The following is a 26,883-nucleotide window of genomic DNA, read 5'->3' on the forward strand; positions in this document are numbered from 1 at the left end:
GCAGGGCGCGGAACGCGCACGGCAGGGCAGGGATGGCCCGGTCAGGGGCGGCAGGGGCGAAACAGGCAGCGGCGAGCCGTCGCAACCGCGCAGGCGGTCACGGCGTGCCGTGGATCAGGCGAGCGGCGGCGCCTGGCCGCGTTGCTGGCGGCGCCCGGGCGCATCGGCCCAGGGCATGTCCGGTACGGCCAGCGGCCAGTGCGGACGCGCGCCGGAGGGAACCGACGCAGAGGGAACCAGATCAAGTTCGGTGCGCAGCCAGTGGCTGGCCAGCAACAGCGGCGGGATCGGCTTGTCCGTGGACTTGGCCGGTGCCGAGGCGCAGCGCCGCAGTTTGGCCGGCGCTTCTTCCTGCAAAGGGCTTTCGCCGCCGCGCTCTTCCAGCGGCTGCTGCAGCGCCTGGGGCGCGGCAGCGTGGGCGACCGGCAGCAGCGGCAGGGTGCCCAGCAACAGCGTCAACATCGCCACCCACGCCAGCAGGCTGGCCAGCGCAGGCCGACGGCCGCGCATGGCGGTGCCGAGCTGTACAAGCCGAAGCGGGCGGGGGCGGAACGGGCGACGCAAGCGGAGATCCCTGGCTGGCCGGAACATCCGGCGTCAACGGGGCGTGATTGTAATGAGACCCGTTAGCCGTTGCAAATGAGAATGATTGCCAAATTGCGGCAGGGGTGGCCTGATCGGTTCAGACCTCGCTCCAGCGTCGCAGCAGGTTGTGGTACACGCCGGTCAGCTGCAGCACCGCATCGGCATCGCCATTGGTCTGCCGCAGGCGCTCGATGGAAGTATCCATCTCCCACAGCAGACGACGCTGCACATCGTCGCGGATCATGCTCTGCACCCAGAAGAACGATGCCACGCGCGCACCGCGGGTGACCGGATTGACCTTGTGCAGGCTGCTGGAGGGATACACGATCAGATCACCGGCCGGCAGTTTCACTTCGTGCTCGCCGTAGGTATCACTGATGATCAGCTCACCGCCGTCGTACTCGTCCGGGTCGGACAGGAACAGCGTGCAGGAGATGTCCGAACGCAGCTGCTCGCCGTTGGCCAGGTTCATCACCGCGCCATCGACGTGGAAGCCGTAGGTGCCGCCGCCGTTGTAGCGGTTGAAGCGCGGTGGCAGGTACTTCAAGGGCAGCGCGGCGGCAAAGAACAGCGGGCTGCGCTTGAGCGCGGCCAGCACCACGGAGGCCAGCGCAGCCTTCAGCGGTGAGGCATCGGGCAACTGCTCGTTGTGTTTGACCTGCGCACCCTGTGAGCCGACCGTCTCGCGTCCGTCGGTCCAGTCGGCAGCGTCCAGCCGCTGGCGGATCTGCGCCACTTCTTCAGGTGCAAGCACGTTGGGGATGTGCAGCAGCATGGCGGTTCCTCATCGATGCGCGGGGGAGACGGGCTCCCCCGCGCCATGACATCAGAAGCGGACGTCCGCGCTGAGCAGGAAGGTGCGCGGGGCGCCCGGGGTGTAACGGTAGCCGCTCTTGTTGATGCTGGCCACGTACTGCTTGTCGAACAGGTTGTAACCGTTCAAGCGCAGCGAGATGGAGTCATTGATCGCCCAGGACACGACGGCGTCATAGACAACGTAGGACTTGGTGAACGATGGGGTACCCACCGCACCGTCGGTGCCACGGTGCATGCCACCGGCATAGCGCACGCCGCCACCGATGGTCAGGCCGAAGGGCAGGGTGTAACTGGTCCAGCCGGTAAACGTGTCGGCCGGGGTGTAGGTCAGGTTGGTGGTGCCATCGGCGGCTACCTTGGCACCTTCCTTCACCTCGGTGTCGAGGTGGCTGTAGCCGGCGGTGACCGACCAGTTGTCGGTCAGGCGACCGACTGCAGAGAGCTCCACGCCCTTGACCCGCTTGCTGCCGGTCTGGGTCGGGTTGCCGGCATCGTCGAGCACGGTGGTGTTGATCTCGTTGTCAACGTCGGTCTGGAACAGCGCCAGATTCACTGCAAGCGCGTCATCCAGGAACGCCCACTTGCTGCCCACTTCGAAGGTTTTGGCCTTCTGCGGGTCGAGCTTGGGGTTGTCGGCACTGCTGGCCGAGCTGCTCAGCTGGAAGTTCGCGCCGCCAGGAGGCTGCTGTGAGACGGCATAGTTGGCATAGATGCTGACCGTCTCGCCCACTTTGTACAGTGCACCGAGCTTCCAGTTCAGCAGCGTGTCGGACGCTTCCAGGGTCGGGTTGCGCAGCACGGTGCCGGTTGGATTGCTGCCGCATGCCGGGCCACCGCGACCACCGCACACCGATGCGCTCGCGTACTCGGTCTTGTAGTGGTCGGCGCGCACGCCCGCGGTCAGCAGGAAGCTCTCGCCGAAGGACAGGGTATCGAACAGATAGGCCGAGGAGGTTGTGGTCTTGCCGTGGGCATCGGCGCCATTGTGCGCCCAGGTCAGCCCGCCCACGTTCCAGTCGGGGTTGTACAGATTCGCTGCCGGCCAGGTGGTGCCGCCGGTGGCGGCCTGCCCGTAGCTGTCCAGCTCTTCGCGGGTGAATTCCAGGCCGGTGCTCAGCGCATGACCGACGCTGCCGGTGTTGAAGTCGGCGCGCAGGTTCAACTGATCGGTGAGGATGGTGTTGCGCTGGTCCTTGAAGGTCGGCAGGCTGCGCGCGATCGCGTAGGTCGATAGATCGGCCGGATTGGTGTAGCTGATGTTGCCGGTCGGGCGGCCATTCGCACCGCGAACGCCGGTACCCATGAAGGCCGTCAGCAGGTAGTCCTGTTCTGTGCGGCCCCAACGCGTGGTGTTGGTCAGGCGCAGCGTGTCGCTGAAGTCGTGTTCGAAGCGGAACGTGGCCATCTTCGCGGTCACGTCATCATGGTCTGCACGCGTACCGTAGAAGTTCTCCGGGTTCACCGGATGACCGGCCAGCGCTTCCAGGGTCGGCTGCGCGGTCCAGCCAGGCAGGCCCAGGGTCGGCACGCCGCCATCGGGCACGTTGTCCTGCTTCACGTACAGCAGGTTGAGGTAGTAGCGGGTAGCGGTGCCCAGGCCGAAGGCCAGCGATGGCGCAATACCCCAGCGCTTGTTCTGCACATGGTCGCGGCCCGGCTGGTCGCTGTCCTGCCACATCGCATTGACGCGCAGCGCGCTGGTCGCACCCAGCGTCTGGTTCCAGTCGCCGGTGGTGCGTCGCTGCTGGTCGCTGCCCAGCGACACGCTGGCCGACGTCGCGTCCTGCAGATTGGCCTGCTTGCTGACCAGATTGATCGCACCGGTCGGTGCGGAGCGGCCATTGTCGGTGCCGGCCGGGCCCTTCGTCACTTCCACCTGTTCGATGTTGAACACATCGCGTGAGATCGAGCCAAGGTCGCGCACGCCGTCGACGAACAGGCTGTTGGAGGTGTCGAAGCCACGCATGAACAGTGCGTCGCCGGTGGTGGTGTTGCCGTTTTCACCGGCATAGAAGGTGCCCACGCCGGGGCTGTTGCGCAGTGCCTCGGTCAGGGTGGTGGCACCCTGCTGGTTGAACAGGTCGCTGGTGATGATCTGGATGGTCTGCGGGGTGTCCTGCAGGCGCTGTGTGAACTTGGGCGAGGCAACCTTGTCAGCCTTGTAGCCGCGAACTGCATGGACGTCGACCTTGTCCAGGGTGCGGGCGTTGTCGGTGGCTTCGGCGTGGGCCAGCACAGGCAGCGCGGCCAGGCCGAGGCCGGCAGCGAGGCTGGCGGTGGCCAGCGGCAGGGTACGAAGCGGCGAAGCGTGCTTGCGGCTTTTGATCGGGTTCATGAGCGTCTGCAGAGAAGGAACAGGAAGGAGCCGCCGGCGCTGGACAGCGCGGCAACAGGAAGGGAAAGGGAAATGCAGTCCAGCGGCTGCGCAGCGCGCAGAAAAGCGTCAGGCCAGCTGCGCGGGCGGTGCGTGCGAAGGCGGCTGGCGACGATCGATCACGGGCACCGGCGGATCAGGCATCGCCGGCGTCGGAGTGTCTGCTGGGGCATGTTCCGGGCGCTGCAGGCACAGCCGCCGCAGTACCGGGGGCTTGTCGCCCCGGCTTCCTTCCGGCTCGGATTCCGCGCGTTGCATCGCGTGCTCGTGCGGCAGCGAATATGGGGGCGAAGACGGCGCTACGCCCTGGACGTAGGTTCCGGGCGTATCTGTCAGCGTGCTCCGTCCTTCCTGCAACGCCGACCAACCCAACCACAGAGTCAGCAGCGCGGCCACAAGCAGTGGCCAACCCCGACGGGCAAGCTGGCACAGCAGGACGATAGGCGCGGGCGAGGCCATGGCGCAGGTGGAGTCGTGACGAAGATGTTAGTTAGCATAACACCAACGATAATGATTCGCATCTGCGTGATTTGTAAGCGGCTCCGGGTTGCCCGCAGGGCCCCTGAAAGGCCCTCCAAGCGCCCGTCAGGAGAACCACCCCGTGGGTGGATGCCTTGAACTTCAATCGCGGTCGTCGCGGGTCCAGATGGCGTCGTGTTCGCGCTTCACCGGAAACTTCGGCACCGCGGTATACGCCGGCGCACACAGGGCGCGGCCATCACGCACGTCGAAGCGCGCGCCATGCAGTACGCATTCAACGCTGCCCTCGGCGGTGTTGAACTCGCCCGAGGACAGCTCGAACTCCTCATGCGTGCACTGGTCTTCCAACGCGTAGAGCTCGCCGTCGAGGTTGAACACCACGATCGGTGTGCCGGTGACTTCGTCGAAGACGCTCTTCAATTCGCCCGGCAGCAGTTCGGCGCCGGCGCAGACAAAGGTCCAGGCCTCGCTCACGCGGTGGCTCCGGCCAGCGGCTTTTCCAGGATCTCGAAGCGCAGGTCGTCGCGCTTGGGGATGCCGAAACGTTCGTCGCCATACGGGAACGGCTTCTTGATGCCGGTGCGCTGGTAACCGCGGCGCTCATAGAAGGCGATCAGTTCGTCGCGGATGTCGATCACGGTCATCTGCATCACCGGCACGTTCCATTCGCGTGCGGCGTGGGCTTCGGCCGCGTCCATCAACTGCTTGCCGACACCGCCGCCCTGCTGGGCCGGGTCGACCGAGAACATGCCGAAGTAGCCCTTGCCGTCGACGTCGGCGACATGGGCGCAGGCTACGAGCTGGCCGTCGCGTTCGGCCAGCAGGATGGTCGAGCGCGGGCGGTCCAGGTCGCCCTGGATGCCTTCGGCATCGACGCGGGCGCCGTCCAGCAGGTCGGCTTCGGTGGTCCAGCCGACGCGGCTGGCGTCGCCGCGGTAGGCCGAGGTGACCAGGGTGATCAGGGCGGGGATGTCGGCCGACGTGGCGGCGCGGAAGGTCAGAGTGCTCATGGGGGCATTCTAGGTGGGGCGGGGGCGGGCGCAAAATGGGTCGAGGCAATGGGCCAGGGTCAGATCCCTTTCGCGCCGCGAAAGGGCTCTGACCCAATTCACTGACGTAGCGTCAGGCACTCCCCCGACTGGCAGCTGCGTCGCGGCAAGGGATGCTCGGGGTCAGATCCCTTTGCTTAGCCAAGGGCTCTGATCCCTCTGCCCCAGGAGATGCCCATGCCACGCCCCCGCCGCGTCGACGCGCCCGGGTATCCGCAACACGTTGTCCAGCGCGGCAACAACCGCCAGGCCGTGTTCTTCAACAGCGGTGATCCTGCGATTTACCTGGGTCTGTTGCGCGACTGCGCCAAGGAACACAACTGCCGGGTTCATGCCTACGTGCTGATGGGCAACCACGTCCATCTTCTGGCGACGCCTGATGTGTCCGGAGGGCTGTCGCGGATGATGCAGGCGGTGAACCGCAGCTACGTTCGTCTGGTGAATGAGCGTGAGGGCCGTACCGGCACTCTCTGGGAGGGGCGCTTTCATTCCACGCTGGTGGATACTGATCAGTACCTGCTCGCCTGCCAGCGTTACATCGAACTCAACCCGGTACGTGCGCGGATGGTGGCGCACCCTGGGGACTATCGTTGGTCAAGCTATCGCGCCAATGCGCAGGGCAGAGCGAATGCGCTGCTCGTGCCGCATTCGGCGTTCGAGTTGATTGCGGCTGATGTGGATGAGCGGCGCAGGCGCTACGCCGAGTTCATCGAGCAGGGCATTCCTGCGGGTGATCTGGCGGAGATACGTGGAGCGCTGCAGTCGCAGCGACGATTGGTCGGGGTGCTGATGGGGTCAGAGCCCATTCGCGGTGCGAAAGGGATCTGGCCCCGGTCTGCCGCTCTGCTGGGGTCGGATCCCTTTGCGAGCAAAGGGCTCTGACCCCGGCTGAAGCCTTACCCCAGCAACTTCCGCACCTTCGTCAACGCAGCCATGAACCGCTCGATCTCTTCATGCGTGTTGTAGAACGCCAACGACGCACGGCAGGTCGCCGCCACGCCGTAGTACTGCAGCAGCGGATGCGCGCAGTGCTGGCCCGAGCGCACGGCCACACCTTCCAGATCCAGCAGGGTAGCCAGATCGTGCGCATGGGCGCCGTCGATCAGGAATGACACCACCGCGGCCTTTTCCGGCGCTTCGCCGATGATGCGCAGGCCGTCAACCCGGCGCAGCTCTTCGGTGAAGTGCGCCAGCAGCTCGGCTTCGCGCGCTTCCACGTGGTCCAGGCCGACGTTCTGCAGATAGTCCGCCGCCACGCCGAGGCCGATGAAACCGGCGATGTTGGGGGTGCCGGCTTCAAACTTGTGCGGGGCGTCGTTGAATACGGTGCCGTCGAAGCTGACTTCCTTGATCATCTCGCCGCCGCCCAGGAACGGCGGCATGGCGTCCAGGTGCTCGCGACGCGCCCACAGCGCACCGGTGCCGGTCGGGCCGCACATCTTGTGGCCGGTGATGGCGTAGAAGTCGCAGCCGATCGCGGTGACGTCGACCTTGCGGTGCGGGGCGGCCTGCGAGCCGTCGACCACGGTGACAATGCCGCGCTTGCGCGCTTCGCGGCAGATCTCGCGCACCGGGTTGATGGTGCCGAGCACGTTGGAGACATGGGCCACCGCCAGCAGCTTGACCTCGGCGGTCATCGCCGCGCGCAGTGCCTCCAGGTCCAGCGCGCCGTCGGGGGTGATCTCGGCCACGCGGATGGTCGCGCCGGTGCGCTGGGCGACCAGCTGCCACGGCACGATGTTGGCGTGGTGTTCCATGCGCGACACCAGGATCACGTCGCCGGCCTTCAGCCGGGGCAGGGCCCACGAGTAGGCAACCAGATTGATCGCGAAGGTGGTGCCGCTGCACAGCACCAGGTCGTTGCTGCGCACATTGAGGAAACGGGCCAGCTTGTTGCGTGCGCCTTCGTAGGCGTCGGTGGCCTCGGTACCCAGCGCATGCACGGCACGGCTGACGTTGGCGTTGTAGCGACGGTAGAACTCGTCCACCGCGCCGATCACCTGCACCGGCTTCTGGCCGGTGTTGGCGTTGTCGAAATAGACCAGCGGCTTGCCATGTACTTCGCGCATCAGCAGCGGGAAGTCCAGGCGCACGCGCGCCCAGTCGGGGGCGTCGGCGGGTGCTTCGATCGGTCGCGGGGTGGACAGGTTCATGCCACGCCCGCCTCGGCCAGGGCCTTGTCCAGCCGGCGTGCCAGCTGTTCGCGCAGCGCTTCGGGCAGCACCTTCAGCGGTTCGTGGCAGAACGCGGCGCTCAGCAGCGCCTGCGCCTGGGCCTGCGGCAGGCCGCGCGAACGCAGGTAGAACAGCGCGTTGGCGTCGAGCTGGCCGACGGTGGCACCGTGTGCGGCCTTCACTTCGTCGGCGTCGATCACCAGCGTCGGCTGGGTATCGATCTCGGCGTCGGCCGACAGCAGCAGGTTCTTGTTGGACAGGTTGGCGTCGGTGCCATCGGCACCGGCACGGATCTGGATGCCGCCATGGAACACCACGCGACTGCGGTTGGCGGCCACGCCACGCCACTGCAGCTCGGCGCTGGTGTCGCGGGCGATGTGGTCGATGCCCAGGCGGGTATCGACGTGGCGGCGACCGTTGCCGAGCAGCACGCCATTGGCGGTCAGCTGGGCGTTGTCGCCTTCCAGGCGCACGTTCAGCTCATGGCGGCTGAGCGCGGCACCCAGCTCCAGGTCCACGCGGTGGTACTGCGCGTCCTTGGCCAGCACCGCGTCGGTACGCAGGAAGCTGGTCTGGTGCGCGCTGCCGGCCTGCACGCGGGCGTGCTTGAGCACCGCATCGCGGGCGACGTGGGCGTGCAGTACCGTGTTGTCCAGATGCGCCGAATCACCGACGCTGAAGCGGTGCTCGACCACGCCCAGGCTGGCGCCGGCACGCAGTTCGATCAGGTGGCGGTGGTGCCAGGCCAGATCGGTGTCGCCGGCCACGCTGGCGAATACCAGCTGCAGCGGCACCTCGACCTGCACGCCGTCGTCCACGCGCAGCACCACGCCTTCATCGGCGAGGGCGGCGTTGAGGCGGGCGAACACATCGTCGCTGCGATCGTAGCGGCGGCCGAGGAAGCGCACGGCGTCCTCGCCAGCGGCCAGTGCGGAGGACAACGTCTCCAGCTGCACGCCGGCCGGCAGGCCCTGCACGTCGCTCAGCGCGTCGTTGAGGCGGCCATTGACGAACACCAGGCGCGGTGCCGGGATGTCCTCCAGCGCGGCGGCATCCAGCAGCGCCGGGGCCAACGGTGCGGCCGCGAAGCTGCGACGCTCCAGCTGGCGCAGCGAGGTGTACTTCCAGGTTTCGCTGCGTGCGCCGGGCAGGCCGTCGCGCAGCACGCTGTCGAGCACTTCGCGGCGCGCGTCGCTGCCACAGAAGGCCTGGGCCATGGAGTCGAGCAGGGCGCTCATCAGACCGCCGCCTCGGGCACGACCCGGTCCTTCAGGAAGTCATAGCCGTGCGCTTCCAGTTCCAGCGCCAGTTCCGGGCCGCCGCTCTTGACGATGCGGCCATCGGCCAGCACGTGCACGACGTCCGGCTTGATGTAGTCCAGCAGGCGCTGGTAGTGGGTGATGACCAGGAACGAGCGGTCGGCGCTGCGCAGCGCGTTGACGCCGTCGGCCACGCTCTTCAGCGCATCGATGTCCAGGCCCGAATCGGTTTCGTCCAGGATCGCCAGCTTCGGCTCGAGCACGGCCAGCTGGAAGATCTCGTTGCGCTTCTTCTCGCCACCGGAGAAGCCTTCGTTGACGCCACGGTGCAGCAGTTCGTCCTTCAGGTGCAGCACGGCCAGCTTCTGCCGCACCAGCTTGAGGAACTGCATGGAATCCAGTTCTTCCTCGCCGCGCGCCTTGCGCTGTGCATTCAGCGCGGCGCGCAGGAAGTAGGTGTTGTTCACGCCGGGGATTTCCACCGGGTACTGGAACGCCAGGAACAGGCCGGCAGCGGCGCGCGCTTCCGGGTCCTGATCGAGCAGGTCGACGCCTTCGAACTGCACGCTGCCTTCGCTGACCTCATAGCCGTCGCGGCCAGCCAGGACATTGCCCAGAGTGGACTTGCCGGCGCCGTTGGGGCCCATGATGGCGTGCACCTGGCCGGGCTTCACTTCCAGGGACAGGCCCTTGAGGATTTCCTTGTCGCCGATGCGGGCGTGGAGGTTTTCGATCTTCAGCATGATGGGGGTTTCCGTGGTGCGGGCCGGGGCCCGCCGGTAAAGAGAATGCGTTGTGCGAGGGCGCAGGGCGGGCGATCAGCCCACCGAACCTTCCAGCGAGACTTCCAGCAGCTTCTTGGCTTCCACCGCGAATTCCATCGGCAGTTCGCGGAACACCTGCTTGCAGAAGCCGTCGACGATCATCGACACCGCGTCTTCCTGGCTGATGCCACGGGCGCGGCAGTAGAACAGCTGGTCGTCGGAGATCTTCGAGGTGGTCGCCTCGTGCTCGACGGTGGCGCCGGGGTTCTTCACCTCGATGTAGGGGAAGGTGTGGGCGCCGCACTGCTTGCCGATCAGCAGCGAATCGCACTGGGTGTAGTTGCGCGCGCCGTCTGCGTTGCGGTCCACCTTGACCAGGCCACGATAGGTGTTCTGGCCGCGGCCGGCGCTGATGCCCTTGCTGATGATCTTGCTCTTGGTGCGCTTGCCGACGTGGATCATCTTGGTGCCGGTGTCGGCCTGCTGGCGATGGTGGGTCAGCGCCACCGAGTGGAACTCACCGACCGAGTCGTCGCCCAGCAGCACGCAGGACGGGTACTTCCAGGTGATCGCCGAGCCGGTCTCGACCTGGGTCCAGGTGACCTTGCTGCGCGCGCCACGGCATTCGGCACGCTTGGTGACGAAGTTGTAGATGCCGCCGACGCCGTTCTCATCGCCCGGGTACCAGTTCTGCACGGTGGAGTACTTGATCTCGGCATCGTCCAGCGTCACCAGCTCCACCACCGCCGCATGCAGCTGGTTCTCATCGCGCATCGGCGCGGTGCAGCCTTCCAGGTAGGACACGTACGCCTTCTCTTCGCAGATGATCAGCGTGCGCTCGAACTGGCCGGTGTGGCCGGCGTTGATGCGGAAGTAGGTGCTCAGTTCCATCGGGCAACGCACGCCCTTGGGAATGAACACGAAGCTGCCATCGGAGAACACCGCAGAATTGAGCGCGGCGAAGTAGTTGTCGCCCACCGGCACCACGGTGCCCAGGTACTGTTTGACCAGTTCCGGGTGCTCCTTGATGGCTTCGGACATCGAGCAGAACACGATGCCCTTTTCGGCCAGTTCCTTGCGGAAGGTGGTACCGACGGACACCGAGTCGAACACCGCGTCCACCGCTACGCCGGCCAGCTTGGCGCGCTCGTGCAGCGGCACGCCCAGCTTGTCGTAGGTGTCCAGCAGTTCCTTGGGCACGTCATCCAGCGAGGCGTACTTCGGGCCCTTCGGCGCGGAGTAGTAGCTGAGCGCCTGCAGGTCGATCGGGGCGATCTGCAGCTTGGCCCAGTTCGGCATCGGCATGGTCAGGAAGTGGCGGTAGGCGTCCAGGCGCCACTGCGTCATCCATTCCGGCTCTTCCTTCTTGGCCGACAGGGCGCGGATGGTGTCCTCGTCCAGGCCGGCGGGAAGGGAGTCCGACTCGATGTCCGTGATGAAGCCGGCCGAATACTTGCGGCCGAGCTGCTCATGGATCTCGCGGTTGGGGGTGTCGTCGCTGGCGACGGTTTCGATGGTTTCGGTGGCCATGGGGGCTGCCTACGGATCAGGAGACGACGTCGACAGCGATGGTGCGGCGCTGTTCTTCGTCGACAAGGGGAAGAGGGGGCAGGATCTGCGCCAGGCTGACATCGCGCAGGGCCTCGGAGACCACGTCGTTGATCAGCCGCCAGCTGCTGCGCGCACCGCACTTGGGCGCCATGCCGCACTGGTGGTGGTCGTGGCTGCACTCGGTCAGGGCCAACGGCCCTTCCATGGCTTCAACCACTTCAAACAGCGAGATCTCGATCGATGGGCGGGTCAGCCGATAGCCGCCACGGACGCCGCGCAGGCCTTCGACCAGGCCGGCCTGGGCCAGTGGCTTGAGCACCTTGCTGACGGTGGGCGGCTCCAGACCGGTGAATTCGGCCAGCTCGGTGGCACTGAGCACCTCGCCCGGACGGGCGGCGAGTACGGTCAGTACGACGGTGGCGTAATCGGTGAGCTTGGTGACGCGCAACATGGGATGCGAGTGGTTCTTAAAGCGGACTGAAATTGTACGCTTTTATTCGCCGGCATCCAACCCGGCCATTCAGCGGGCGCTTGGGCCTGGCCGGAGGGCAGTCGCCAAGGGCCGCCATCGGGGCGACATGCTGCGGCATGGGGGTGATTTTCGCAATCACCCGGAATGGGCGAGAATCAACGTTCCTTCCGCTGCAAACGTCTCTTGCCGATGCCCAAGAAGATCCAAGCCCGCAAGTCCGCCATCCACGGCAACGGTGTGTTTTCCGTGGCCCCGATCAAGCAGGGCGAGCGCGTGATCCAGTACAAGGGCCTGCTGCGCAGCCACGGCGATGTCGATGCCGATGACAGTGGCGACGTGGAAAGCGGCCATACCTTCCTGTTCACCCTCAACGACGACTGGGTGATCGATGCCAACTACAAGGGCAACGACGCGCGCTGGATCAACCACAGCTGCGACCCGAACTGCGAGGCGGTGATCGAGGAAGACGAAGACGGTGACAGCCGCGGCGACAAGGTCTTCATCGAGGCGCTGCGCGATATCAAGGCGGGCGAAGAGTTGACGTACAACTACGGCATCACCCTGGCCGAGCGCCACACGGCCAAGCTGAAGAAGATCTGGGAGTGCCGCTGTGGCTCGCCCAAGTGCACCGGCACGATGCTGCAGCCCAAGCGCTGATCCGGTAGCGCCGGGCCATGCCCGGCGAGCGCGAAGCGCGGGCGGAACCAGAAGCCGCCGGGCACGGCCCGGCGCTATCCGGGCGATTCTCCACCTGCCGTGCACGTGAGGGTCACCGCCGTTCAAGGGCCACTCGGCCACCCTGTGCGCTCCCCCCTATCTGGAGCACGACATGGCACAGCGTCTACGCGGCAAACAGATCGCCATTCTCGCCACGCATGGTTTCGAGCAGTCCGAACTGATCGAGCCCAAGCACCTGCTGGAAGCGGAGGGCGCGCGCGTGAGCGTGGTGTCGCCGGCCAAGGAGGCGAGCATCAAGGGCTGGAAGGACAAGGACTGGGGTGATTCGGTCGCCGTGGATCAACCACTGGATGGCGCCGACGCCGGCCGTTTCGATGCGCTGGTGCTGCCCGGTGGCGTGATCAATCCGGATACCCTGCGCACCAACGAAGCAGTACTGGATTTCATCCGCAGCATGGCCGGTGCCGGCAAGCCGGTGGCGGCGATCTGCCACGGCCCCTGGCTGCTGATCAACAGCGGGCTGGCGGAGGGACACGAGGTCACCTCGTGGCCGTCGCTGCAGCAGGACCTGGCCAATGCCGGCGCGCGCTGGCGCGACGCGGAAGTGGTGGTGGACGGCAACCTGATCACCAGCCGCAAGCCCGATGACATTCCGGCCTTCAGCGAGGCGGTGGTGAAAGCGCTGGCGGCGTGATGCGGCGCTGGTAGTGCCGGCCGCTGGCCGGCACGTGCGTAAAAGGATTGCCGGCCAGCGGCCGGCACTACCTTATTTGCCGAGGATGCCCGCCGGCACCAGGTCGCCCAGGTTCTGGTTGAAGGTCACCACCAGCTTGCCGTTCTTCACCTGTGCCGACTGCACCTGCAGGGCGCCGAGCAGTCCGGCCACGGCCGGGTCCAGCTTGTAGATCGGTTCGCGCTGGGCGTAGTCGCTCAGCCATGCGTTCAGCAGGCCACGGGTCCGTGAATCGAGACGGCCACCCTGGCTGGCCGGAGTGAAGTCATCCACGCTCGGCTGCTGCAGGTGGAAGCCCTGGGTCTGCGCGTCATAGCGCAGGCCACTGCTGAGCTTCACCGTACCCAGCTTGGCCGGGTTACCGCCGGCGGTGGCCAGCGCCACGTCCATGCCCAGGTTCAAGCGCTCGCCTGCGGGCAGGCTCAGCTGCGGGTGGCTCATGGTCAGCGCGATCAGGCCGCCCAGCGCGTCCTGCGTGCGCGGGAAGCTGCCGTCCAGATACTGCTGCACGTCGCTGGCGCCAACCGCCAGTTCACGACCGGAGATCGAAGGGGCGGCCTGCGCACCGATCGCAGCAGCAATCAGCACGGTCGAGGCGGCTAGGCGGGTCATCAGGGAACGCAGGCGCATGGCGGTGACCGGAAGAAGGATCCAAGAGGCCTACAGAGTAGCTTTGCCCGCTGAATCGCGGGTACACACGGTTGCAACGGTTCAGTCCAGCGTTGGTTGCAGGCTGGCCGACTGGATCTGCCAGCTGCGGCCATCGGCGCTGGGCTGCACGCGGTACCAGCCGTGGTAGCGGAAGGTGCCGTTGGCGGTCACCGCGCGGATCTTCACTGGCACCTCCAGCAGGCGTGGCGGCTGCCCATCGTCGCGGGGCAACGCCACGTCACTGTCCAGGCGCAGGTTGCGCACGTCGGGCAGCAGGCGCAGCACGGCATCGTCGGCATGACGCGGGTCGGCGGGGGCATAGGCCCAGGCCGCATCGCTGCGCGATGTGTTGCGGTTGAGCAGATCCAGCATGTAGCGGTTGAGCATCGCTGCGGGCGTTTCGCTGCCGTTGGCAACGGCGCCATACAGCGGATCGATGGCGATCGCGTCCACGGTAGCGGCCTGCGGTGCCGCTTTCGTCGTTGGCACCGACGGGGCGGTTGTGGCGACGCTCGCGTCGCGCCCTGTGTCATCGGCCGGGGGCGCAGGGTTGGAACACCCCGCCACAAGCAGCGGGATCAGCAAGGAAGTAAAACCGCGCATGTCTGCCTCCTCCCCGAGGCGACCTGGAAGGCGGCAGTGTAGCGGCCGGGGGCCGCTCAGCGCGAAGTGGTCAGCGCGAAGAGGGAAGCTGTTCCAGCGCGTCCAGCGCCGGCAGGACCTGCGCGGCGACCGCTGCCAGTGCATGGCCGTCGGTGTCGGCATGGCGCTGCACGATGTCACGCAGCAGCTGGGTGGCCACCACCAAGGTGGCACGTTCGTCGCCGCTCAGGCCTGCCGTGCGCGGGGCCGATTCCAGCAGGCGCATCAGGTCGCGGCTGGCGCGGTGCTCCAGTTCGATGGTGCAGCGCCCGGTGCACTGGTGCCCGTCCTTTTCGATCGGGGTCACCGAGATCCGGTAGCGGGTGGAAGGGCTGGCCATGGGGGTGCTCGCGCTGGTGGGGAGGAATGGGACCACCATAGGCAAGGCGTCGGCCGGCGGCGATGGCCGGCGCTGCACGCAGTGTTCCACCCGGTTCGTTCCTGCGCTGGAAAAACAGCGGCGCGGCCATGGGCGGCGGGCCTGTGCGGGAAATTGCGTGGGCGCGGGAAACGCTGTGTTGCGGGGGCGCAGTGGACGGCATCCACGCATGGCGTGGATCTACGGCAGAGCGAGCGCGGAGGCGGGGCAAAAAAAACGGGACGGCCAAAGCCGTCCCGTCAGGTATCCGCTGCAGGGCGCGCGCTTAGAGCGCAGCGTCCTTGAGCTTCTTGAGCGGGCGAACCTTGAGCTTGGTGGTGGCCGGCTTGGCGGCGAACCACTGCTCTTCCTTGGTGAACGGGTTGATGCCCTTGCGCTTCGGCTTGGCCGGCACATTGACGGTGGTGATCTTCAGCAGGCCCGGCAGGGTGAACGAGCCGGCACCCTTCTTGTGCACCGAGGAAGCGACAGCGCCTTCCAGCGAGGCCAGCACAGCGCGGACGTCCTTGGCGACAACGCCGGAGACTTCAGCGATGTGTGCAACCAGGCCCGACTTGGTCAGCACTTCCTTGATCGGCTTCGGAGCGGCCGGCTTGGCGGCTGCCTTCGTCGCGACTTTCTTCACTGCCTTCTTCGGGGCAGCCTTCTTAGCGGTCTTTGCCATGGTTTCCTGTTCCGTGAACGGTTGGTTGTTTGGTCGGCGCCGAACCCCGTCGGCAAGCGCAATGTAGGGCAACTCTTGGGCGCCGCCAATAGCCTGGAGCGCTGAAAGTGCATGTTTTTTCATATCCAGGCCGATTCAGTACATGGCCGGCAGTAGGGGGAGCGGGTGCGGTGGTGCGCTGCACCGCAGTGTCGGTGATTTCGACTGGATGGGCGAAATGACTGAAAACAAGGGGAAAATCGCCAGATTGCTGGCGAAGAAGTGTCCAGTCGTTGGCTCGGGACAGGCGCGCCGCATGCGGCGGGGCGACGCAGGGCTAACGCGGCGCGTGCCAGGGTATTGGTTCATCACAGCCACAACGGAGCACGACATGGGAATCTCGCGACACGCTACCGCGCATTGGGAAGGCGACCTGAAGTCGGGCAAGGGCCAGTTGAGCACGCCACAGAGTGGCCTGCTGGACAAAACCCGCTACGGCTTCAACAGCCGTTTCGGTGATGAAAAGGGCACCAATCCCGAAGAGCTGATCGCCGCCGCGCACGCCGGATGTTTCACCATGGCGCTGTCGGCCAAGCTCGGCGAGGCAGGCTTTACCCCGACCTCGCTGGATACCGAAGCCAAGGTCGATCTGTCGATGGAAGGCGGCCCGCAGCTGTCGCAGATCCGGCTGAAAGTGAAGGCGGTTGTGCCGGGAATCGAGGCGACGCAGTTCCGCGCGATCGCTGATGACGCCAAGCAGAACTGCCCGGTTTCCAAGGCGCTGAGCGCGGTGCCGATCAGCCTGGAAGCCGAACTGGGCTGAGAAGGTAGTGCCGGCCGCTGGCCGGCAACCACATGAAACCGGGTATAAGGTGGCAGCCGGCCAGCGGCCGGCTCTACCGCCTTGCGTTCACCAATCGATGGTGCCGGAAATCACCGTCTGCACCTGGCCGCCGGACCAGACCTCGCCCTCTTCATTGACCAGCAGCGTCAGTCGCGCATCGTGGCCGACTTCGCGTCCCTGGCTGACGTCGAAGGGCTGGCGGCCGCGCGGAAGGGCGTCGCGCAGGTCCAGCCAGGCCGCCAGTACAGCGTTGGCCGCGCCAGAAGCAGCATCCTCGAAGCGGCGCCCATTGCCGACGAAAGCGCGCACGGCCAGGTCGTAACCTTCGTTGCCATCGGCAAAGGCATAGGCGAACACGCCCATGCTGTCGGTCGATTCAGCCAGCGTGGCGATCGCATCCCAGTCCGGGTGCAGGGCGCGCAACGCTGCCTCATCCGCGACCTCTACGACCCACCAGCTGCGGCCACCCTGCATGCGGGCCGGCGGCAGCGAACCCAGCGGCCAGGTGCGCAATGCGGCCTGCAGGCGTGGATCATCGGTGGCGGCGATCTCGGCCAGCTGCGCGCGGGGCGTGCGGATGGCGATGCGCTGCTGTGCGCCTTCGCCAGTCACGCGCAGTGGCAGCGCACCGGCGATGCCGTACTGAACCAGTACCCCGTCGACAGGCAAGGCCAGGCCCGCCTGCAGCACCGCGTGGGCGGTGCCGACGCTGGGATGGCCGGCGAACGGCACTTCCTTCTGCGGGCTGAACATGCGCAGCCGATAGCTGGTGCCGGCCGTCTGTGCCGGGAACACAAACGTCGTTTCGGGCAGGCGGGTCCAGCGGGCGATGGCCTGCATCGTCGCATCGTCCAGGCCTTCGGCATCGAGCACGACGGCCAGCGGATTGCCGGCGCCCGGGCGCGGGGAAAACACATCCAGCTGCAGGAAACGGCGGGTGGTCATCGGGCAGGAACTCCAGGAAACAGGCGGCATAGGGTAGCGCGGGGCCATGCCCCGCGAGCGCGCAGCGCGGCAGCCCGCCGGGCTTGGCCCGGCGCTACCAGGTGATGTTGCCGTCTATCACCAGCTGCACCTGGCCGCCGATCCACACCGTGTCCTGCACGTCCACAGTGACCTGGACGCGGCCGTCGCGGCCGACCTCGCGGCCCTGGCTGGCCACATAGGTCCGGTTCTCGCCGGGCAGGGCATTACGCTGCCGAAGCCAGGCGCCGATCAGCGCGTTGGCGCTGCCGGTCACCGGGTCTTCCGGCACGTTGGGCGCATCGGCGGGGCAGAACGCGCGCACCACCAGGTCGTGCCCGGTATCGGCTTCGAGCGCGAACACGGCGATGCCGAGCGCGTCGGTGGCAATGCTCCAGTCGCGCAGGGCCGCCATGTCCGGTACCAGCGTGCGTACGGCCTCGGCGTCGCGCAGCGGCAGCAGCCACCAGCGCGGGCCGTTGTCCCACAGCTCGGCGCGCTGGCCCTCGGCGGCAGCGGCACGCAGAGTGTCAGGAATGTCGCCTGGCAGAGCCGGCAGCGGCCGTGCCGCTGGGCTCGCCAGGCGGATGGTGGGCGCGTTGGCCGGCCCGGTGACCTGCACCGGCAGCAGGCCGGCCGCGCACTGCTGCACCAGGGCCCCGTCGCGTGGCTGCACCAGGCCGCAGGTGACCGCAGCCCAGGCGGCGCCCACGCTGGGGTGCCCGGCGAAGGGCAGCTCGCTGGCAGGGGTGAAGATGCGCACGTGGTAGTCGGCGCCGGCAGCGGTGGGGCGAAGGAAGAATACGGTCTCGGACAGGTTCAGCCAGGCGGCCAGGGCCTGCATGCGGTCGGTGGACAGTCCATCCGCGTCGAACACGACACCGAGTGGGTTGCCGGTACCGGGCTGGTGAGCGAAGACATCGAGCTGCAGGTAGCGGTAGGCGGTCATTGACGGGTGTATTGGGCTTAGAATCGAAGGTTCCGCCCCCTCGGGCGGCTTCCCCACATTACACATAGCCTATCCATGTCAGCTTCCCCCCTTGTCGATCGTTGGATCGTACTGAAGTTCGGCGGCACCTCGGTGTCGCGTCGCCACCGCTGGGACACGATCGGGAAGCTGGCGAAAAAACGGGCCGAAGAGACCGGTTCGCGCGTTCTGGTGGTGGTTTCGGCGCTGTCCGGGGTCACCAATGAACTGACCGCGATTGCCGATGGCGCGCCGGACAGCTGCGATCGCGTGGCGGCGCTGGTCGAACGCCACCAGGCCTTCCTGAACGAGCTGGGGCTGGGCGCGGAGGTGCTGGCCGAGCGGCTGGCCGCGCTGCAGGGCCTGCTGGACGACCCGCGTGCGCCCAGCCGTCCTCTGGACTGGCAGGCCGAAGTGCTCGGCCAGGGTGAACTGCTGTCTTCCAGCCTGGGCGCGGCCTATCTGCGTGCCAGCGGCCTGGATTTCGGCTGGATGGATGCGCGCCAGTGGCTGGACGCGCTGCCGCCGCAGCCGAACCAGAGCGACTGGTCGCAGCGCCTGTCGGTGAACTGCCAGTGGCGTGCCGATGCGGAATGGGCGCAGCGCTTCCGCGCGCAGCCCACGCGCCTGCTGATCACCCAGGGGTTCATCTCGCGTCACGCCGACGGTGGCACTGCCATCCTCGGCCGCGGCGGCTCGGATACCTCCGCGGCGTACTTCGGTGCGCTGCTCGGCGCCAGCCGCGTGGAGATCTGGACCGATGTGCCAGGCATGTTCAGCGCCAATCCCAAGGACGTGCCGGACGCGCGCCTGTTGACCCGCCTGGACTATTACGAAGCGCAGGAAATCGCCACCACCGGTGCCAAGGTGCTGCACCCGCGCTCGATCAAGCCGTGCCGCGATGCGGGCGTGCCGATGGCGATCCTCGATACCGAGCGCCCGGAGCTGCCGGGCACCAGCATCGACGGCAATGCCGCGCCGGTGCCCGGAGTGAAGGCAATCAGCCGCCGCAACGGCATCGTGCTGGTGTCGATGGAAGGCATCGGCATGTGGCAGCAGGTCGGCTTCCTCGCCGATGTATTCGGCCTCTTCAAGAAGCACGGCCTGTCGGTGGACCTGATCGGTTCGGCCGAGACCAACGTCACCGTATCGCTGGATCCGTCCGAGAACCTGGTCAACACCGATGTGCTGGCCGCGCTGTCGGCCGACCTGTCGCAGATCTGCAAGGTCAAGGTGATCGTGCCGTGTGCGGCGATCACCCTGGTCGGCCTGGGCATGCGCTCGCTGCTGCACAAGCTGTCGGACGTGTGGGCGACCTTCGGTCGTGAGCGCGTGCACATGATTTCGCAGTCGTCCAACGACCTGAACCTGACCTTCGTCATCGACGAAGCCGATGCCGATGGCCTGCTGCCGATCCTGCACGCCGAACTGATCGACAGCGGCGCGATGCCGGTGGAAGAGACCGAAGTGTTCGGCCCGCGCTGGCGCGAAATCGCCGGCACCGTGCGCCCGCGTGGTACGCCGTGGTGGCGTGGCCAGCGTGCGCACCTGCTGCAGCTGGCCGATGCCGGCACCCCGCGCTACGTCTACCACCTGCCGACGGTGCGGGCGCGTGCCCGCGCGCTGGCGGCGATCAAGCCGATCGACCAGCGTTACTACGCGATCAAGGCCAACAGCCATCCGGCCGTCCTGCAGTTGCTGGAGGCCGAAGGTTTCGGCCTGGAGTGCGTGTCGCAAGGTGAGCTGAAGCATGTGTTCCAGGCCATTCCGGAACTGTCGCCCAAGCGCGTACTGTTCACCCCCAGCTTCTGCCCGCGCAGCGAGTACGAAGCGGCGTTCGCGCTGGGCGTGACCGTCACTGTCGACAACGTCGAAGCCCTGCAACGCTGGCCGGACCTGTTCCGCAACCGCGAACTGTGGCTGCGCGTGGACCTGGGCCGTGGCGAAGGCCACCACGCCAAGGTCCGCACCGGTGGCAAGGAATCCAAGTTCGGCCTGCCGATCGCGCGCGTGGACGAGTTCGTGCGCGCGGCCACCGAGCTGGGCACCCGCGTGGTCGGCCTGCATGCGCACCTTGGCAGTGGCGTGGAAACCGCCCAGCACTGGCGCCTGATGTGCGATGAGCTGGCTGGCTTCGCGCGCCGCATCGGCAGCGTGCACACCATCGACATCGGTGGTGGCCTGCCGATCCCGTACAGCGAGGAAGATGAGCCGTTCGACCTGGATGCCTGGGCCGAGGGCCTGGCCGAGGTCAAGGCGCTACATCCGGCGTTCCGCCTGGCGATCGAGCCGGGCCGCTTCCTGGTGGCCGAGTCGGGCGTGCTGCTGACCCACGCCACCCAGGTGGTGGAGAAGGATGGCGTGCGCCGCGTCGGCCTGGATGCCGGCATGAACACGCTGATGCGCCCGGCCCTGTACGACGCCTGGCACGACATCGAGAACCTCAGCCGCCAGGGCGGTTACGCCGAAGCGGCGTTCGATGTGGTCGGCCCGATCTGCGAATCCAGCGATGTGTTCGGCAAGCGCCGCAAGCTGCCGGTGTCGACCGCGCCGGACGATGTGATGCTGATCGCCGACGCCGGTGCCTACGGCTATGTGATGTCCAACACCTACAACCAGCGGGCGATGCCGCGCGAAGACGTGATCGAATGATCGCCGCCTTCCGCGCCCTGCACCCGCCCACCGACACGTCCCGCGCCTGCGCGCGGGCACGTGCCTGACCGTGCTTGAACTGGATTCACCATGACTGCTTTCGATAAACACCAGGTTTCCCGCTTCCGTTTCGTCCGCTGCGAATTCGCCGCGGACACCGGCGTGGCCAAGCTGGTCTACGCCTTCGATGACGGCCCGGAAATGGTGGAAACCGTTACCGTGCCCGGCGCTCCGTTCGTGCTGGAACCGGCCCGTGCCGATGCCGTGCAGCGCGCGCTGCGGCTGCTGCACCTGATTGCCGGTGTGAGCTACTACAAGGCCGGCGTGCCCGATACGGTCAGCATCGACAGCTACAGCATCGATGCCGATACCGCAGCGCTGGTGGAGACCATCTACCTCAACGGCCTGGGCGAATTCGCCTACCGCAACGGCCTGAACCTGCGTGGGCGCTTCCGCCTGCCGGTGCAGGGCGAAACGGTGCAGGCACCGGTGCTGGGCCTGCAGGCGCATGCGCTGGTGGCCATCGGCGGTGGCAAGGATTCGCTGGTCAGCATCGAAGCGCTGCGCCGCGCCGGCGTGGACGAGACGGTGACCTGGATCGGGGGTTCGCAGTTGATCCGTGCCTGTGCCGAGCGCACCGGGCTGCCGACGTTGAACCTTGGCCGCGCGCTGGCGCCGGAGTTGTTCGAACTCAACCGCCAGGGCGCATGGAACGGGCACATCCCGGTCACTGCGGTGAACTCGGCGATCATGGTGCTGGCTGCGCTGCTGCAGGGCGTGGACGAGGTGGTGTTCTCCAACGAACGTTCGGCCAGCTACGGCAGCCAGATTCCGGGCACCGGCGAGGTCAACCACCAGTGGTCGAAGGGCTGGGCGTTCGAGCAGGCCTTCGGCATGTACGTGCAGAAACAGGTGGCCGCTGATCTGCAGTACTACTCGTTGCTGCGGCCGATGTCGGAGCTTGCGGTGGCCCGCCAGTTCGCCAAGAGCGATTTCTACGACGCGCATTTCTCCAGCTGCAACCGCAACTTCCACATCCTTGGCGAGCGCCCGGTGAACCGTTGGTGCGGCGTCTGCCCGAAGTGCCACTTCGTTTTCCTGGCGCTGGCACCCTTCATGCCGAAGACCCGCCTGGTGCGCATCTTCGGCCGCAACCTGCTGGACGACATCGAGCAGGCTGGTGGCTTCGATGCGCTGCTGGAATTCCAGGACCACAAGCCGTTCGAATGCGTGGGCGAAGGCCGCGAATCGCGTGCGGCGATGGCCACCCTGGCGCAGCGCCCGGAGTGGAAGGAAGACGTGCTGGTGAAGCGTTTCTGCAATGAAATCCAGCCGCAGCTGGATGCGGCTGAGCTGGAGCTGGCACCGCTGATGCAGCTGCAGGGCGAACATCGTATTCCGGCGGCGCTGTGGGAACGGGTGCGTGAAGATTTCGCAGCTTGAAGGCAAGCGCGTAGCGCTTTGGGGCTGGGGACGTGAGGGCCGTGCTGCGTATGCGGTGCTGCGCGCGCGCCTGCCATCGCTTGGCCTGAGCCTGTTCTGCCCGGCCAGCGAGGTCGCGGCCGCGCGTGCGGAAACGCAGGGCGTGCTGGACGTGCGTGGTGAACCGTCGGCCGAGGCCTTGGCGGCATTCGAGGTGGTGATCAAGTCGCCGGGGATCAGCCCGTACCTGCCGATCGCGTTGGCGGCGGCGGAGCAGGGCACCCGCTTCATCGGCGGCACGGCGTTGTGGTTTGCCGAACATGCCGATGCCGATGGCACCGTGCGCGACACGATCTGCGTGACCGGCACCAAGGGCAAAAGCACCACCACCGCGCTGGTCGCGCACCTGCTGCGCGCAGCGGGACATCGCACCGGCCTGGTCGGCAACATCGGCCTGCCACTGCTGGAAGTGCTGGACCCGCAACCGGCGCCTGCGTACTGGGCGGTGGAGCTGTCCAGCTACCAGACCGGCGAGGTCGCGCGCAGTGGTGCGCACCCGCAGGTGGCGGTGGTGCTGAACCTGTTCCCGGAACACCTGGACTGGCACGGCAGCGAACAGCGCTACATCGAAGACAAGCTGCAGCTGGTGACCGGGGCCGCGCCGCGCGTTGCCGTGCTCAATGCCGCAGACCCGCATCTGGCGGCGCTGTCGCTGCCCGGCAGCGAGGTGGTCTGGTTCAACCAGCCGCAGGGCTGGCACATGCGCGGTGACATCGTGCATCGCGGCGGGCAGGCGGTATTCGATACCCGCAATACGCCACTGCCGGGCCGCCACAACCGCGGCAACCTGTGCGCGGTGCTGGCCGCGCTGGAGGCACTGGGCCTGGATGCCGTGGCGCTGGCGCCGGCGGTGCAGGATTTCCGGCCGCTGCCGAACCGCCTGCAACGCATCGGCCAGGCCGATGGCCTGACCTACGTCAACGATTCGATCAGCACCACGCCGCATGCCAGCCTGGCGGCGCTGGAGTGCTTTGCCGGCCAGCGCATCGCGTTGCTGGTCGGCGGTCACGATCGTGGCCTGAACTGGACTGATTTCATGCAGCACATGGCGCACGACGTGCCGCCGGTGGAGATCGTGACCATGGGCAGCAACGGTCCGCGCATCCACGCGATGCTGCAGCCGCTGGCCGACGCCGGCCGTTTCGGCCTGCATGCCGCTGCCGATCTGCCTGATGCGATGTCGCTGGCGCGTCGCGCACTGGGCGAACAGGGTGGGGTGGTGCTGCTGTCGCCGGGCGCGCCGAGCTATGGCGCCTACCGCGATTACGTTGCACGCGGGCGGCATTTCGCCGAGCTGGCCGGATTCGATCCGGACACCATCAGCGCGATTCCGGGTATCGGGATCGCCTGACGGTCGTGCCGGCCGGTGGCCGGCAACCTGGGGGGTTCATCCACGCATGGCGTGGATCTACTCTGTGTGGAAACCCGGACGGATTCGGCGAGCCTTATGTGCACCTTTATCACCCTGTTCCTGCCCACTTCGTTTCCGGACGCCGAAAGCTCCGCAATCATGGAGCGCAGCGGCCGACGGCTGTTCGCGCAGGATTCGCCCAGCCTGCGTGCCGCCGTGGGGCCGGGCTGGCAGCCCTGGTTGAGCGCAGGCCACTGCGACTGTGGCACCGCACTCGCATCGGCATGGAAGATGCGGGAAAGGAAGAACGATGCCGAACGCTGGCGCAGGGAGGGCTGGAGCGAGGCGAAGATCGCCCGTGCGCTGGCCGAGCAGTTGGCGCGGCGCGAGCAGGATCAGCAGGTGCATCGCGATGGAGCCCTGGGAGACGCCGGCCAGTGGCTGCAGCGCATTGATGCCCTGCTGGATGCCGGAGCGGCGCGCATCGGCCTGCTGGTGCGCGACTACGCTGGGGCTGTGGGGGGCCGGCAGCCGAAGCCGCCGGAACGGTGTTGGGCGCGCGCGCGGATGGCGGTGGACGATCTGCTTGCGTTCGAACCGGGGGTGTTGCATTGGATCGAGCGCGGATGAAGCCCTGATCCACGCATGGCATGAGGTCATCGGCCGGCGAGGAGTTCATCCACGCATGGCGTGGATCTACTCGTCGAGGAAGCTGTAGTCGCGGTCGATCAGCTGCTGCAGGTAGGCATCGAAGCTGGGGGCGATGACCGCGTAGCTGTCCGGGTCGTGCAGGTAGCGCACCACCTGTCCAACGCTGCCGCCGGGTGCGGGATCGAAATCCAGATACAGCATCGAGGTGCCGCCGTTGTTCATGCAGTGCGAGAAGCACAGGCGGCGGCTCATCGGCAGGTCGGCATCGATGCCGGCACCGAGGATCTCCGGTTCTTCTTCCAGCCATTCCTCGTAGATGGAACGGATGCTGTCGTCCCATTGCTGCTGGTCTTCGAAAATCTGCGCGATGGAGCGCAGGTAGTACGGGTAGTCGCCCACGTCCGAGCCCAGCATCAGCACGCAGACCTCGCCCTTCGGATAGTCGCGGAAGTGCGTGCCGTCCACGCGCGAAAGCAGCTCGACCAGGCTGTCGGGCACCTGCGGCCACTGCGCGCGCAGCCGTTGCAGGTCGGCCTCGCTGGCGCCTTCGGTCCACGCCCATTGCGGGGCATCTTCCTCGGGCAGCCGCGGGATCAATCCAGACAGAAAGCGATCAACAAGGTTCATGCAGAAAAGGGGACGGAGGGGATCAAGTCGTATCCAACCACACCTGCGTCACGCCGCCAATGCAGAATGCGACGCGGGAGGGGCGATTACGGCTTAATCCCCTCCGTCCCCTTTTTCTGGAGCAGGCGCATGAACCGTTGGCGTTGCGGCGTGGCGATGGTACTGGGGCTGGCAGCGATGCCAGCGTGGGCGGCGATGAAGACCCAGCCGGTGGAGTGGAAGCACCAGGGCACGACCTTCAGTGGCGTGCTGGTCTATGACGATGGGGATGCTGACAAGCGTCCCGGCCTGGTGATGGTGCCGAACTGGAAGGGCGTGAACGAATCGGCCATCGAGAAGGCCAAGCAGCTGGCGGGCGATGACTACGTGGTGCTGGTGGCCGATGTGTACGGCAAGGGCGTGCGGCCGAAGACCGATGCCGAGGCCGGACCGGTGGCGACCAAGCTGCGCAATGACCGGCCGCTGCTGCGGGCGCGGGCGCTGGAGGCGGTCAACGTACTGAAGGCGCAGGCGGGCAAGGCACCGCTGGACGCCAGACGGATCGGCGCAGTGGGCTTCTGCTTTGGCGGCACCACGGTGCTGGAACTTGCCCGCGCCGGCGCGCCGCTGGCGGGCGTGGTCAGCCTGCATGGCGGGCTCGGCTCCCCCTTGCCGGCGCAGGCCGGCGGCAGCCACCCGTCGGTGCTGGTGCTGAACGGTGCCGACGACAAGAGCGTGACCGCCGAGGATATCGGCAGTTTCCAGAAGGAAATGGATGCGGCCAAGGTGGACTGGGAGTTCACCAACTACAGCGGTGCGGTGCACTGCTTTGCCGAGCGCGATGCCAACAGCCCGCCGGGCTGCCAGTACAACGAACGCGCCGCCAAGCGTGCCTGGAAGGCACTGGATGAGTTCTTCGAGGAGCGGTTTGAGAGGCGTTGAAAAGGTGTGCCGACCAACGGTCGGCACCCACCCGCTGTTGCAGGTCCGTGTCCGCCGGGCATGGCCCGGCGCTACCAGATCGCGCGCGGTAGCGCCGGGCCGTGCCCGGCGAATCCATCAATGCGAACGCTGTACCGCGTAGCGGGCCAGGCCGCGCAGCGCGGCGACGGCATCGTTGTCGCCCAGGCCGTCAAGCGCCCGTTCGGCGGCCTCTGCATATTCCTCGGCACGACGGCGGCTGTATTCCAGACCTCCCGTGGCGTGGATCGCCGCCAGCACTTCCGGCATCGCCGAGGCGTCACCGTTCTGCACGATCGCGCGCAGGCGCTGGCGGGTGGCCTCATCGGAATGGGCCATGGCATGGATCAGCGGCAGCGTCGCCTTGCCTTCGGCCAGGTCGTCACCCAGGTTCTTGCCCAGCTCGTCGGCGTTGGCTGAATAATCCAGCACGTCATCGGCGATCTGGAAGGCGTAGCCCAGGTGCATGCCGTAGTCGTACAGGGCCTGCTGGGTGGCTTCATCGACACCACTGGCCAGTGCACCCAGGCGCGTGCCGGCGGCGAACAGCACCGCGGTCTTGCGCTCGATCACGCGCAGGTAGGCGGCTTCGTCGGTATCCGGGTTGTGCACGTGCAGCAGCTGCAGCACTTCGCCTTCGGCAATGCGGTTGGTGGTGTCGGCCAGGATCTGCATCACCGGCATCCGGTCCAGCTCGACCATCAGCTGGAAGCTGCGCGAGTACAGGAAGTCGCCCACCAGCACGCTGGGCGCGTTGCCCCACAGTGCATTGGCGGTGCTGCGGCCGCGGCGCAGGCTGGATTCGTCCACCACGTCGTCGTGCAGCAGGGTGGAGGTGTGGATGAACTCGATGATCGCTGCCAGCTGGTGGTGCTCGGGGCCGGAGCCGCCGACCGCATGGCCGGCCAGCATCACCAGCATCGGCCGCAGGCGTTTGCCGCCAGCGGAGATGATGTGGTCGGCGATCTGGTTGATCAGCACCACATCCGAGGACAGCCGGCGGCGGATCAGGGCATCGACGGCAGCCATGTCGGCTGCGGCAAGCGACTGGATCTGGGACAGGCCCAGGGCGGGACGGGTGTCTTCAGTGATGGTCATGCGATCAGGCTTTCAGGCTCATCCCTGATTATAGGCGTTGCCTGTGAATTGGGGAGGAA

27 protein-coding genes are annotated in these 26,883 nt (G+C 66.9%); 9 read left to right on the forward strand and 18 right to left on the reverse strand.

What is annotated here, in order from left to right; all coding sequences use genetic code 11:
- Positions 1-114 precede the first annotated feature (114 nt).
- The 5 genes from LC407_RS01485 to LC407_RS01505 all read right to left on the reverse strand — a co-directional run bounded on the left by LC407_RS01485 (position 115) and on the right by LC407_RS01505 (position 5,265).
- Positions 115-510 (reverse strand): hypothetical protein, encoded by a 396-nt coding sequence (locus LC407_RS01485; RefSeq protein WP_032951575.1) that lies wholly within the window; start codon positions 508-510, stop codon positions 115-117.
- Positions 511-682: 172 nt separating this feature from the next.
- Positions 683-1,360 (reverse strand): Fe2+-dependent dioxygenase, encoded by a 678-nt coding sequence (locus LC407_RS01490; RefSeq protein WP_223482055.1) that lies wholly within the window; start codon positions 1,358-1,360, stop codon positions 683-685.
- Between the two features lie 51 nt (positions 1,361-1,411).
- Positions 1,412-3,736 (reverse strand): catecholate siderophore receptor Fiu, encoded by a 2,325-nt coding sequence (locus tag LC407_RS01495; protein ID WP_140227609.1) that lies wholly within the window; start codon positions 3,734-3,736, stop codon positions 1,412-1,414.
- A 660-nt stretch (positions 3,737-4,396) separates the two neighbouring features.
- The gene (locus LC407_RS01500) at positions 4,397-4,729 is read right to left on the reverse strand and encodes a non-heme iron oxygenase ferredoxin subunit (RefSeq protein WP_032975846.1); all 333 of its coding nucleotides are present in this window, start codon (positions 4,727-4,729) and stop codon (positions 4,397-4,399) included.
- Complete coding sequence (locus LC407_RS01505) at positions 4,726-5,265, reverse strand: GNAT family N-acetyltransferase (protein ID WP_032975848.1); 540 nt, start codon at positions 5,263-5,265, stop codon at positions 4,726-4,728. Before LC407_RS01505 ends, LC407_RS01500 begins: the two co-directional genes overlap by 4 nt.
- A gap of 216 nt (positions 5,266-5,481) precedes the next feature.
- Between LC407_RS01505 and LC407_RS01510 the strand changes: the two genes are divergently transcribed.
- Positions 5,482-6,186 (forward strand): transposase, encoded by a 705-nt coding sequence (locus tag LC407_RS01510; RefSeq protein ID WP_223482056.1) that lies wholly within the window; start codon positions 5,482-5,484, stop codon positions 6,184-6,186.
- Between the two features lie 14 nt (positions 6,187-6,200).
- Here LC407_RS01510 and LC407_RS01515 read toward each other — a convergent pair whose 3' ends face one another.
- The 5 genes from LC407_RS01515 to LC407_RS01535 form a co-directional block, all read right to left on the reverse strand.
- On the reverse strand, positions 6,201-7,457 hold the full coding sequence (locus LC407_RS01515) for a cysteine desulfurase (protein ID WP_223482057.1): 1,257 nt from the start codon (positions 7,455-7,457) through the stop codon (positions 6,201-6,203).
- Positions 7,454-8,716 (reverse strand): Fe-S cluster assembly protein SufD, encoded by a 1,263-nt coding sequence (gene sufD, locus LC407_RS01520; protein WP_223482058.1) that lies wholly within the window; start codon positions 8,714-8,716, stop codon positions 7,454-7,456. Before sufD ends, LC407_RS01515 begins: the two co-directional genes overlap by 4 nt.
- Positions 8,716-9,480 (reverse strand): Fe-S cluster assembly ATPase SufC, encoded by a 765-nt coding sequence (sufC, locus tag LC407_RS01525; RefSeq protein WP_025873980.1) that lies wholly within the window; start codon positions 9,478-9,480, stop codon positions 8,716-8,718. The genes sufD and sufC overlap by 1 nt, the downstream gene beginning before the upstream one ends.
- A 75-nt stretch (positions 9,481-9,555) precedes the next feature.
- On the reverse strand, positions 9,556-11,031 hold the full coding sequence (sufB, locus tag LC407_RS01530) for a Fe-S cluster assembly protein SufB (RefSeq protein ID WP_025873979.1): 1,476 nt from the start codon (positions 11,029-11,031) through the stop codon (positions 9,556-9,558).
- A gap of 16 nt (positions 11,032-11,047) precedes the next feature.
- The gene (locus tag LC407_RS01535; RefSeq protein ID WP_025873978.1) at positions 11,048-11,503 is read right to left on the reverse strand and encodes an SUF system Fe-S cluster assembly regulator; all 456 of its coding nucleotides are present in this window, start codon (positions 11,501-11,503) and stop codon (positions 11,048-11,050) included.
- A 210-nt stretch (positions 11,504-11,713) separates the two neighbouring features.
- Here LC407_RS01535 and LC407_RS01540 point away from each other — a divergent pair, with 210 nt between their 5' ends.
- Together LC407_RS01540 and LC407_RS01545 are read left to right on the forward strand one after the other, a co-directional pair.
- Entirely contained in the window at positions 11,714-12,181 is a 468-nt protein-coding gene (locus LC407_RS01540; RefSeq protein ID WP_010483549.1) for an SET domain-containing protein-lysine N-methyltransferase, read from the forward strand.
- A 172-nt stretch (positions 12,182-12,353) separates the two neighbouring features.
- Entirely contained in the window at positions 12,354-12,896 is a 543-nt protein-coding gene (locus LC407_RS01545) for a type 1 glutamine amidotransferase domain-containing protein (protein WP_025873977.1), read from the forward strand.
- A gap of 72 nt (positions 12,897-12,968) precedes the next feature.
- On the opposite strand, the gene LC407_RS01550 is transcribed toward LC407_RS01545, so the two are convergent.
- From LC407_RS01550 to LC407_RS01565, 4 genes are all read right to left on the reverse strand, one after another.
- Positions 12,969-13,565, reverse strand: coding sequence for a DUF1439 domain-containing protein (locus LC407_RS01550; protein WP_025873976.1), 597 nt, complete (start codon positions 13,563-13,565; stop codon positions 12,969-12,971).
- Between the two features lie 81 nt (positions 13,566-13,646).
- Complete coding sequence (locus tag LC407_RS01555) at positions 13,647-14,039, reverse strand: hypothetical protein (protein ID WP_317850700.1); 393 nt, start codon at positions 14,037-14,039, stop codon at positions 13,647-13,649.
- Between the two features lie 220 nt (positions 14,040-14,259).
- Positions 14,260-14,568 carry a DUF3861 family protein gene (locus LC407_RS01560; protein ID WP_025873974.1) on the reverse strand — a complete coding sequence of 103 codons (309 nt, stop codon included), beginning with the start codon at positions 14,566-14,568 and terminating at the stop codon, positions 14,260-14,262.
- A 304-nt stretch (positions 14,569-14,872) separates the two neighbouring features.
- Positions 14,873-15,271, reverse strand: coding sequence for an HU family DNA-binding protein (locus LC407_RS01565; protein ID WP_025873973.1), 399 nt, complete (start codon positions 15,269-15,271; stop codon positions 14,873-14,875).
- 370 nt (positions 15,272-15,641) lie between these two features.
- Between LC407_RS01565 and LC407_RS01570 the strand changes: the two genes are divergently transcribed.
- Complete coding sequence (locus LC407_RS01570) at positions 15,642-16,073, forward strand: OsmC family protein (protein ID WP_025873972.1); 432 nt, start codon at positions 15,642-15,644, stop codon at positions 16,071-16,073.
- 87 nt (positions 16,074-16,160) lie between these two features.
- On the opposite strand, the gene LC407_RS01575 is transcribed toward LC407_RS01570, so the two are convergent.
- Entirely contained in the window at positions 16,161-17,039 is an 879-nt protein-coding gene (locus tag LC407_RS01575) for a PhzF family phenazine biosynthesis protein (protein WP_223482060.1), read from the reverse strand.
- A 94-nt stretch (positions 17,040-17,133) separates the two neighbouring features.
- On the reverse strand, positions 17,134-18,006 hold the full coding sequence (locus LC407_RS01580) for a PhzF family phenazine biosynthesis protein (RefSeq protein ID WP_223482061.1): 873 nt from the start codon (positions 18,004-18,006) through the stop codon (positions 17,134-17,136).
- Positions 18,007-18,081: 75 nt separating this feature from the next.
- On the opposite strand from LC407_RS01580, the gene LC407_RS01585 reads away from it, so the two are divergent.
- The 4 genes from LC407_RS01585 to LC407_RS01600 all read left to right on the forward strand — a co-directional run bounded on the left by LC407_RS01585 (position 18,082) and on the right by LC407_RS01600 (position 24,139).
- On the forward strand, positions 18,082-20,676 hold the full coding sequence (locus LC407_RS01585; RefSeq protein ID WP_223482062.1) for a bifunctional aspartate kinase/diaminopimelate decarboxylase: 2,595 nt from the start codon (positions 18,082-18,084) through the stop codon (positions 20,674-20,676).
- 90 nt (positions 20,677-20,766) lie between these two features.
- Positions 20,767-22,119, forward strand: a complete 1,353-nt coding sequence (murL, locus tag LC407_RS01590) for a UDP-N-acetyl-alpha-D-muramoyl-L-alanyl-L-glutamate epimerase (RefSeq protein ID WP_223482063.1) — start codon at positions 20,767-20,769, stop codon at positions 22,117-22,119.
- Complete coding sequence (gene murD, locus LC407_RS01595; protein ID WP_223482064.1) at positions 22,100-23,509, forward strand: UDP-N-acetylmuramoyl-L-alanine--D-glutamate ligase; 1,410 nt, start codon at positions 22,100-22,102, stop codon at positions 23,507-23,509. Before murL ends, murD begins: the two co-directional genes overlap by 20 nt.
- Positions 23,510-23,524: 15 nt before the next feature.
- Positions 23,525-24,139 carry a hypothetical protein gene (locus LC407_RS01600; RefSeq protein ID WP_223482065.1) on the forward strand — a complete coding sequence of 205 codons (615 nt, stop codon included), beginning with the start codon at positions 23,525-23,527 and terminating at the stop codon, positions 24,137-24,139.
- A gap of 66 nt (positions 24,140-24,205) precedes the next feature.
- Here LC407_RS01600 and LC407_RS01605 read toward each other — a convergent pair whose 3' ends face one another.
- Positions 24,206-24,787: an SMI1/KNR4 family protein gene (locus tag LC407_RS01605; protein ID WP_223482066.1), complete on the reverse strand. Its 582-nt coding sequence runs from the start codon at positions 24,785-24,787 to the stop codon at positions 24,206-24,208.
- 129 nt (positions 24,788-24,916) lie between these two features.
- On the opposite strand from LC407_RS01605, the gene LC407_RS01610 reads away from it, so the two are divergent.
- A complete protein-coding gene (locus LC407_RS01610) occupies positions 24,917-25,708 on the forward strand; it encodes a dienelactone hydrolase family protein (RefSeq protein ID WP_223482067.1) in 792 nt (263 codons plus the stop codon).
- 117 nt (positions 25,709-25,825) lie between these two features.
- On the opposite strand, the gene LC407_RS01615 is transcribed toward LC407_RS01610, so the two are convergent.
- A complete protein-coding gene (locus LC407_RS01615) occupies positions 25,826-26,824 on the reverse strand; it encodes a polyprenyl synthetase family protein (protein ID WP_025873964.1) in 999 nt (332 codons plus the stop codon).
- Positions 26,825-26,883: the final 59 nt, after the last annotated feature.

This window comes from Stenotrophomonas sp. OVS01A (assembly GCF_019969775.1).
Lineage (GTDB): Bacteria > Pseudomonadota > Gammaproteobacteria > Xanthomonadales > Xanthomonadaceae > Stenotrophomonas > Stenotrophomonas indicatrix.

Excerpts from the sequence above, each read along its gene's own strand:
- sufC (WP_025873980.1), bottom strand. The coding sequence starts at position 9,480 with ATGCTGAAGATCGAAAACCTCCACGCCCGCATCGGCGACAAGGAAATC.
- LC407_RS01605 (WP_223482066.1), bottom strand. The coding sequence starts at position 24,787 with ATGAACCTTGTTGATCGCTTTCTGTCTGGATTGATCCCGCGGCTGCCC.
- LC407_RS01585 (WP_223482062.1), top strand. The coding sequence starts at position 18,082 with ATGTCAGCTTCCCCCCTTGTCGATCGTTGGATCGTACTGAAGTTCGGC.
- LC407_RS01575 (WP_223482060.1), bottom strand. The coding sequence starts at position 17,039 with ATGACCACCCGCCGTTTCCTGCAGCTGGATGTGTTTTCCCCGCGCCCG.
- LC407_RS01535 (WP_025873978.1), bottom strand. The coding sequence starts at position 11,503 with ATGTTGCGCGTCACCAAGCTCACCGATTACGCCACCGTCGTACTGACC.
- LC407_RS01515 (WP_223482057.1), bottom strand. The coding sequence starts at position 7,457 with ATGAACCTGTCCACCCCGCGACCGATCGAAGCACCCGCCGACGCCCCC.
- LC407_RS01505 (WP_032975848.1), bottom strand. The coding sequence starts at position 5,265 with ATGAGCACTCTGACCTTCCGCGCCGCCACGTCGGCCGACATCCCCGCC.
- LC407_RS01495 (WP_140227609.1), bottom strand. The coding sequence starts at position 3,736 with ATGAACCCGATCAAAAGCCGCAAGCACGCTTCGCCGCTTCGTACCCTG.
- sufB (WP_025873979.1), bottom strand. The coding sequence starts at position 11,031 with ATGGCCACCGAAACCATCGAAACCGTCGCCAGCGACGACACCCCCAAC.
- LC407_RS01545 (WP_025873977.1), top strand. The coding sequence starts at position 12,354 with ATGGCACAGCGTCTACGCGGCAAACAGATCGCCATTCTCGCCACGCAT.
- LC407_RS01490 (WP_223482055.1), bottom strand. The coding sequence starts at position 1,360 with ATGCTGCTGCACATCCCCAACGTGCTTGCACCTGAAGAAGTGGCGCAG.
- LC407_RS01615 (WP_025873964.1), bottom strand. The coding sequence starts at position 26,824 with ATGACCATCACTGAAGACACCCGTCCCGCCCTGGGCCTGTCCCAGATC.
- LC407_RS01565 (WP_025873973.1), bottom strand. The coding sequence starts at position 15,271 with ATGGCAAAGACCGCTAAGAAGGCTGCCCCGAAGAAGGCAGTGAAGAAA.
- LC407_RS01485 (WP_032951575.1), bottom strand. The coding sequence starts at position 510 with ATGCGCGGCCGTCGGCCTGCGCTGGCCAGCCTGCTGGCGTGGGTGGCG.
- LC407_RS01540 (WP_010483549.1), top strand. The coding sequence starts at position 11,714 with ATGCCCAAGAAGATCCAAGCCCGCAAGTCCGCCATCCACGGCAACGGT.
- LC407_RS01580 (WP_223482061.1), bottom strand. The coding sequence starts at position 18,006 with ATGACCGCCTACCGCTACCTGCAGCTCGATGTCTTCGCTCACCAGCCC.
- LC407_RS01570 (WP_025873972.1), top strand. The coding sequence starts at position 15,642 with ATGGGAATCTCGCGACACGCTACCGCGCATTGGGAAGGCGACCTGAAG.
- LC407_RS01550 (WP_025873976.1), bottom strand. The coding sequence starts at position 13,565 with ATGCGCCTGCGTTCCCTGATGACCCGCCTAGCCGCCTCGACCGTGCTG.
- sufD (WP_223482058.1), bottom strand. The coding sequence starts at position 8,716 with ATGAGCGCCCTGCTCGACTCCATGGCCCAGGCCTTCTGTGGCAGCGAC.
- LC407_RS01610 (WP_223482067.1), top strand. The coding sequence starts at position 24,917 with ATGAACCGTTGGCGTTGCGGCGTGGCGATGGTACTGGGGCTGGCAGCG.
- LC407_RS01560 (WP_025873974.1), bottom strand. The coding sequence starts at position 14,568 with ATGGCCAGCCCTTCCACCCGCTACCGGATCTCGGTGACCCCGATCGAA.
- LC407_RS01510 (WP_223482056.1), top strand. The coding sequence starts at position 5,482 with ATGCCACGCCCCCGCCGCGTCGACGCGCCCGGGTATCCGCAACACGTT.
- murL (WP_223482063.1), top strand. The coding sequence starts at position 20,767 with ATGACTGCTTTCGATAAACACCAGGTTTCCCGCTTCCGTTTCGTCCGC.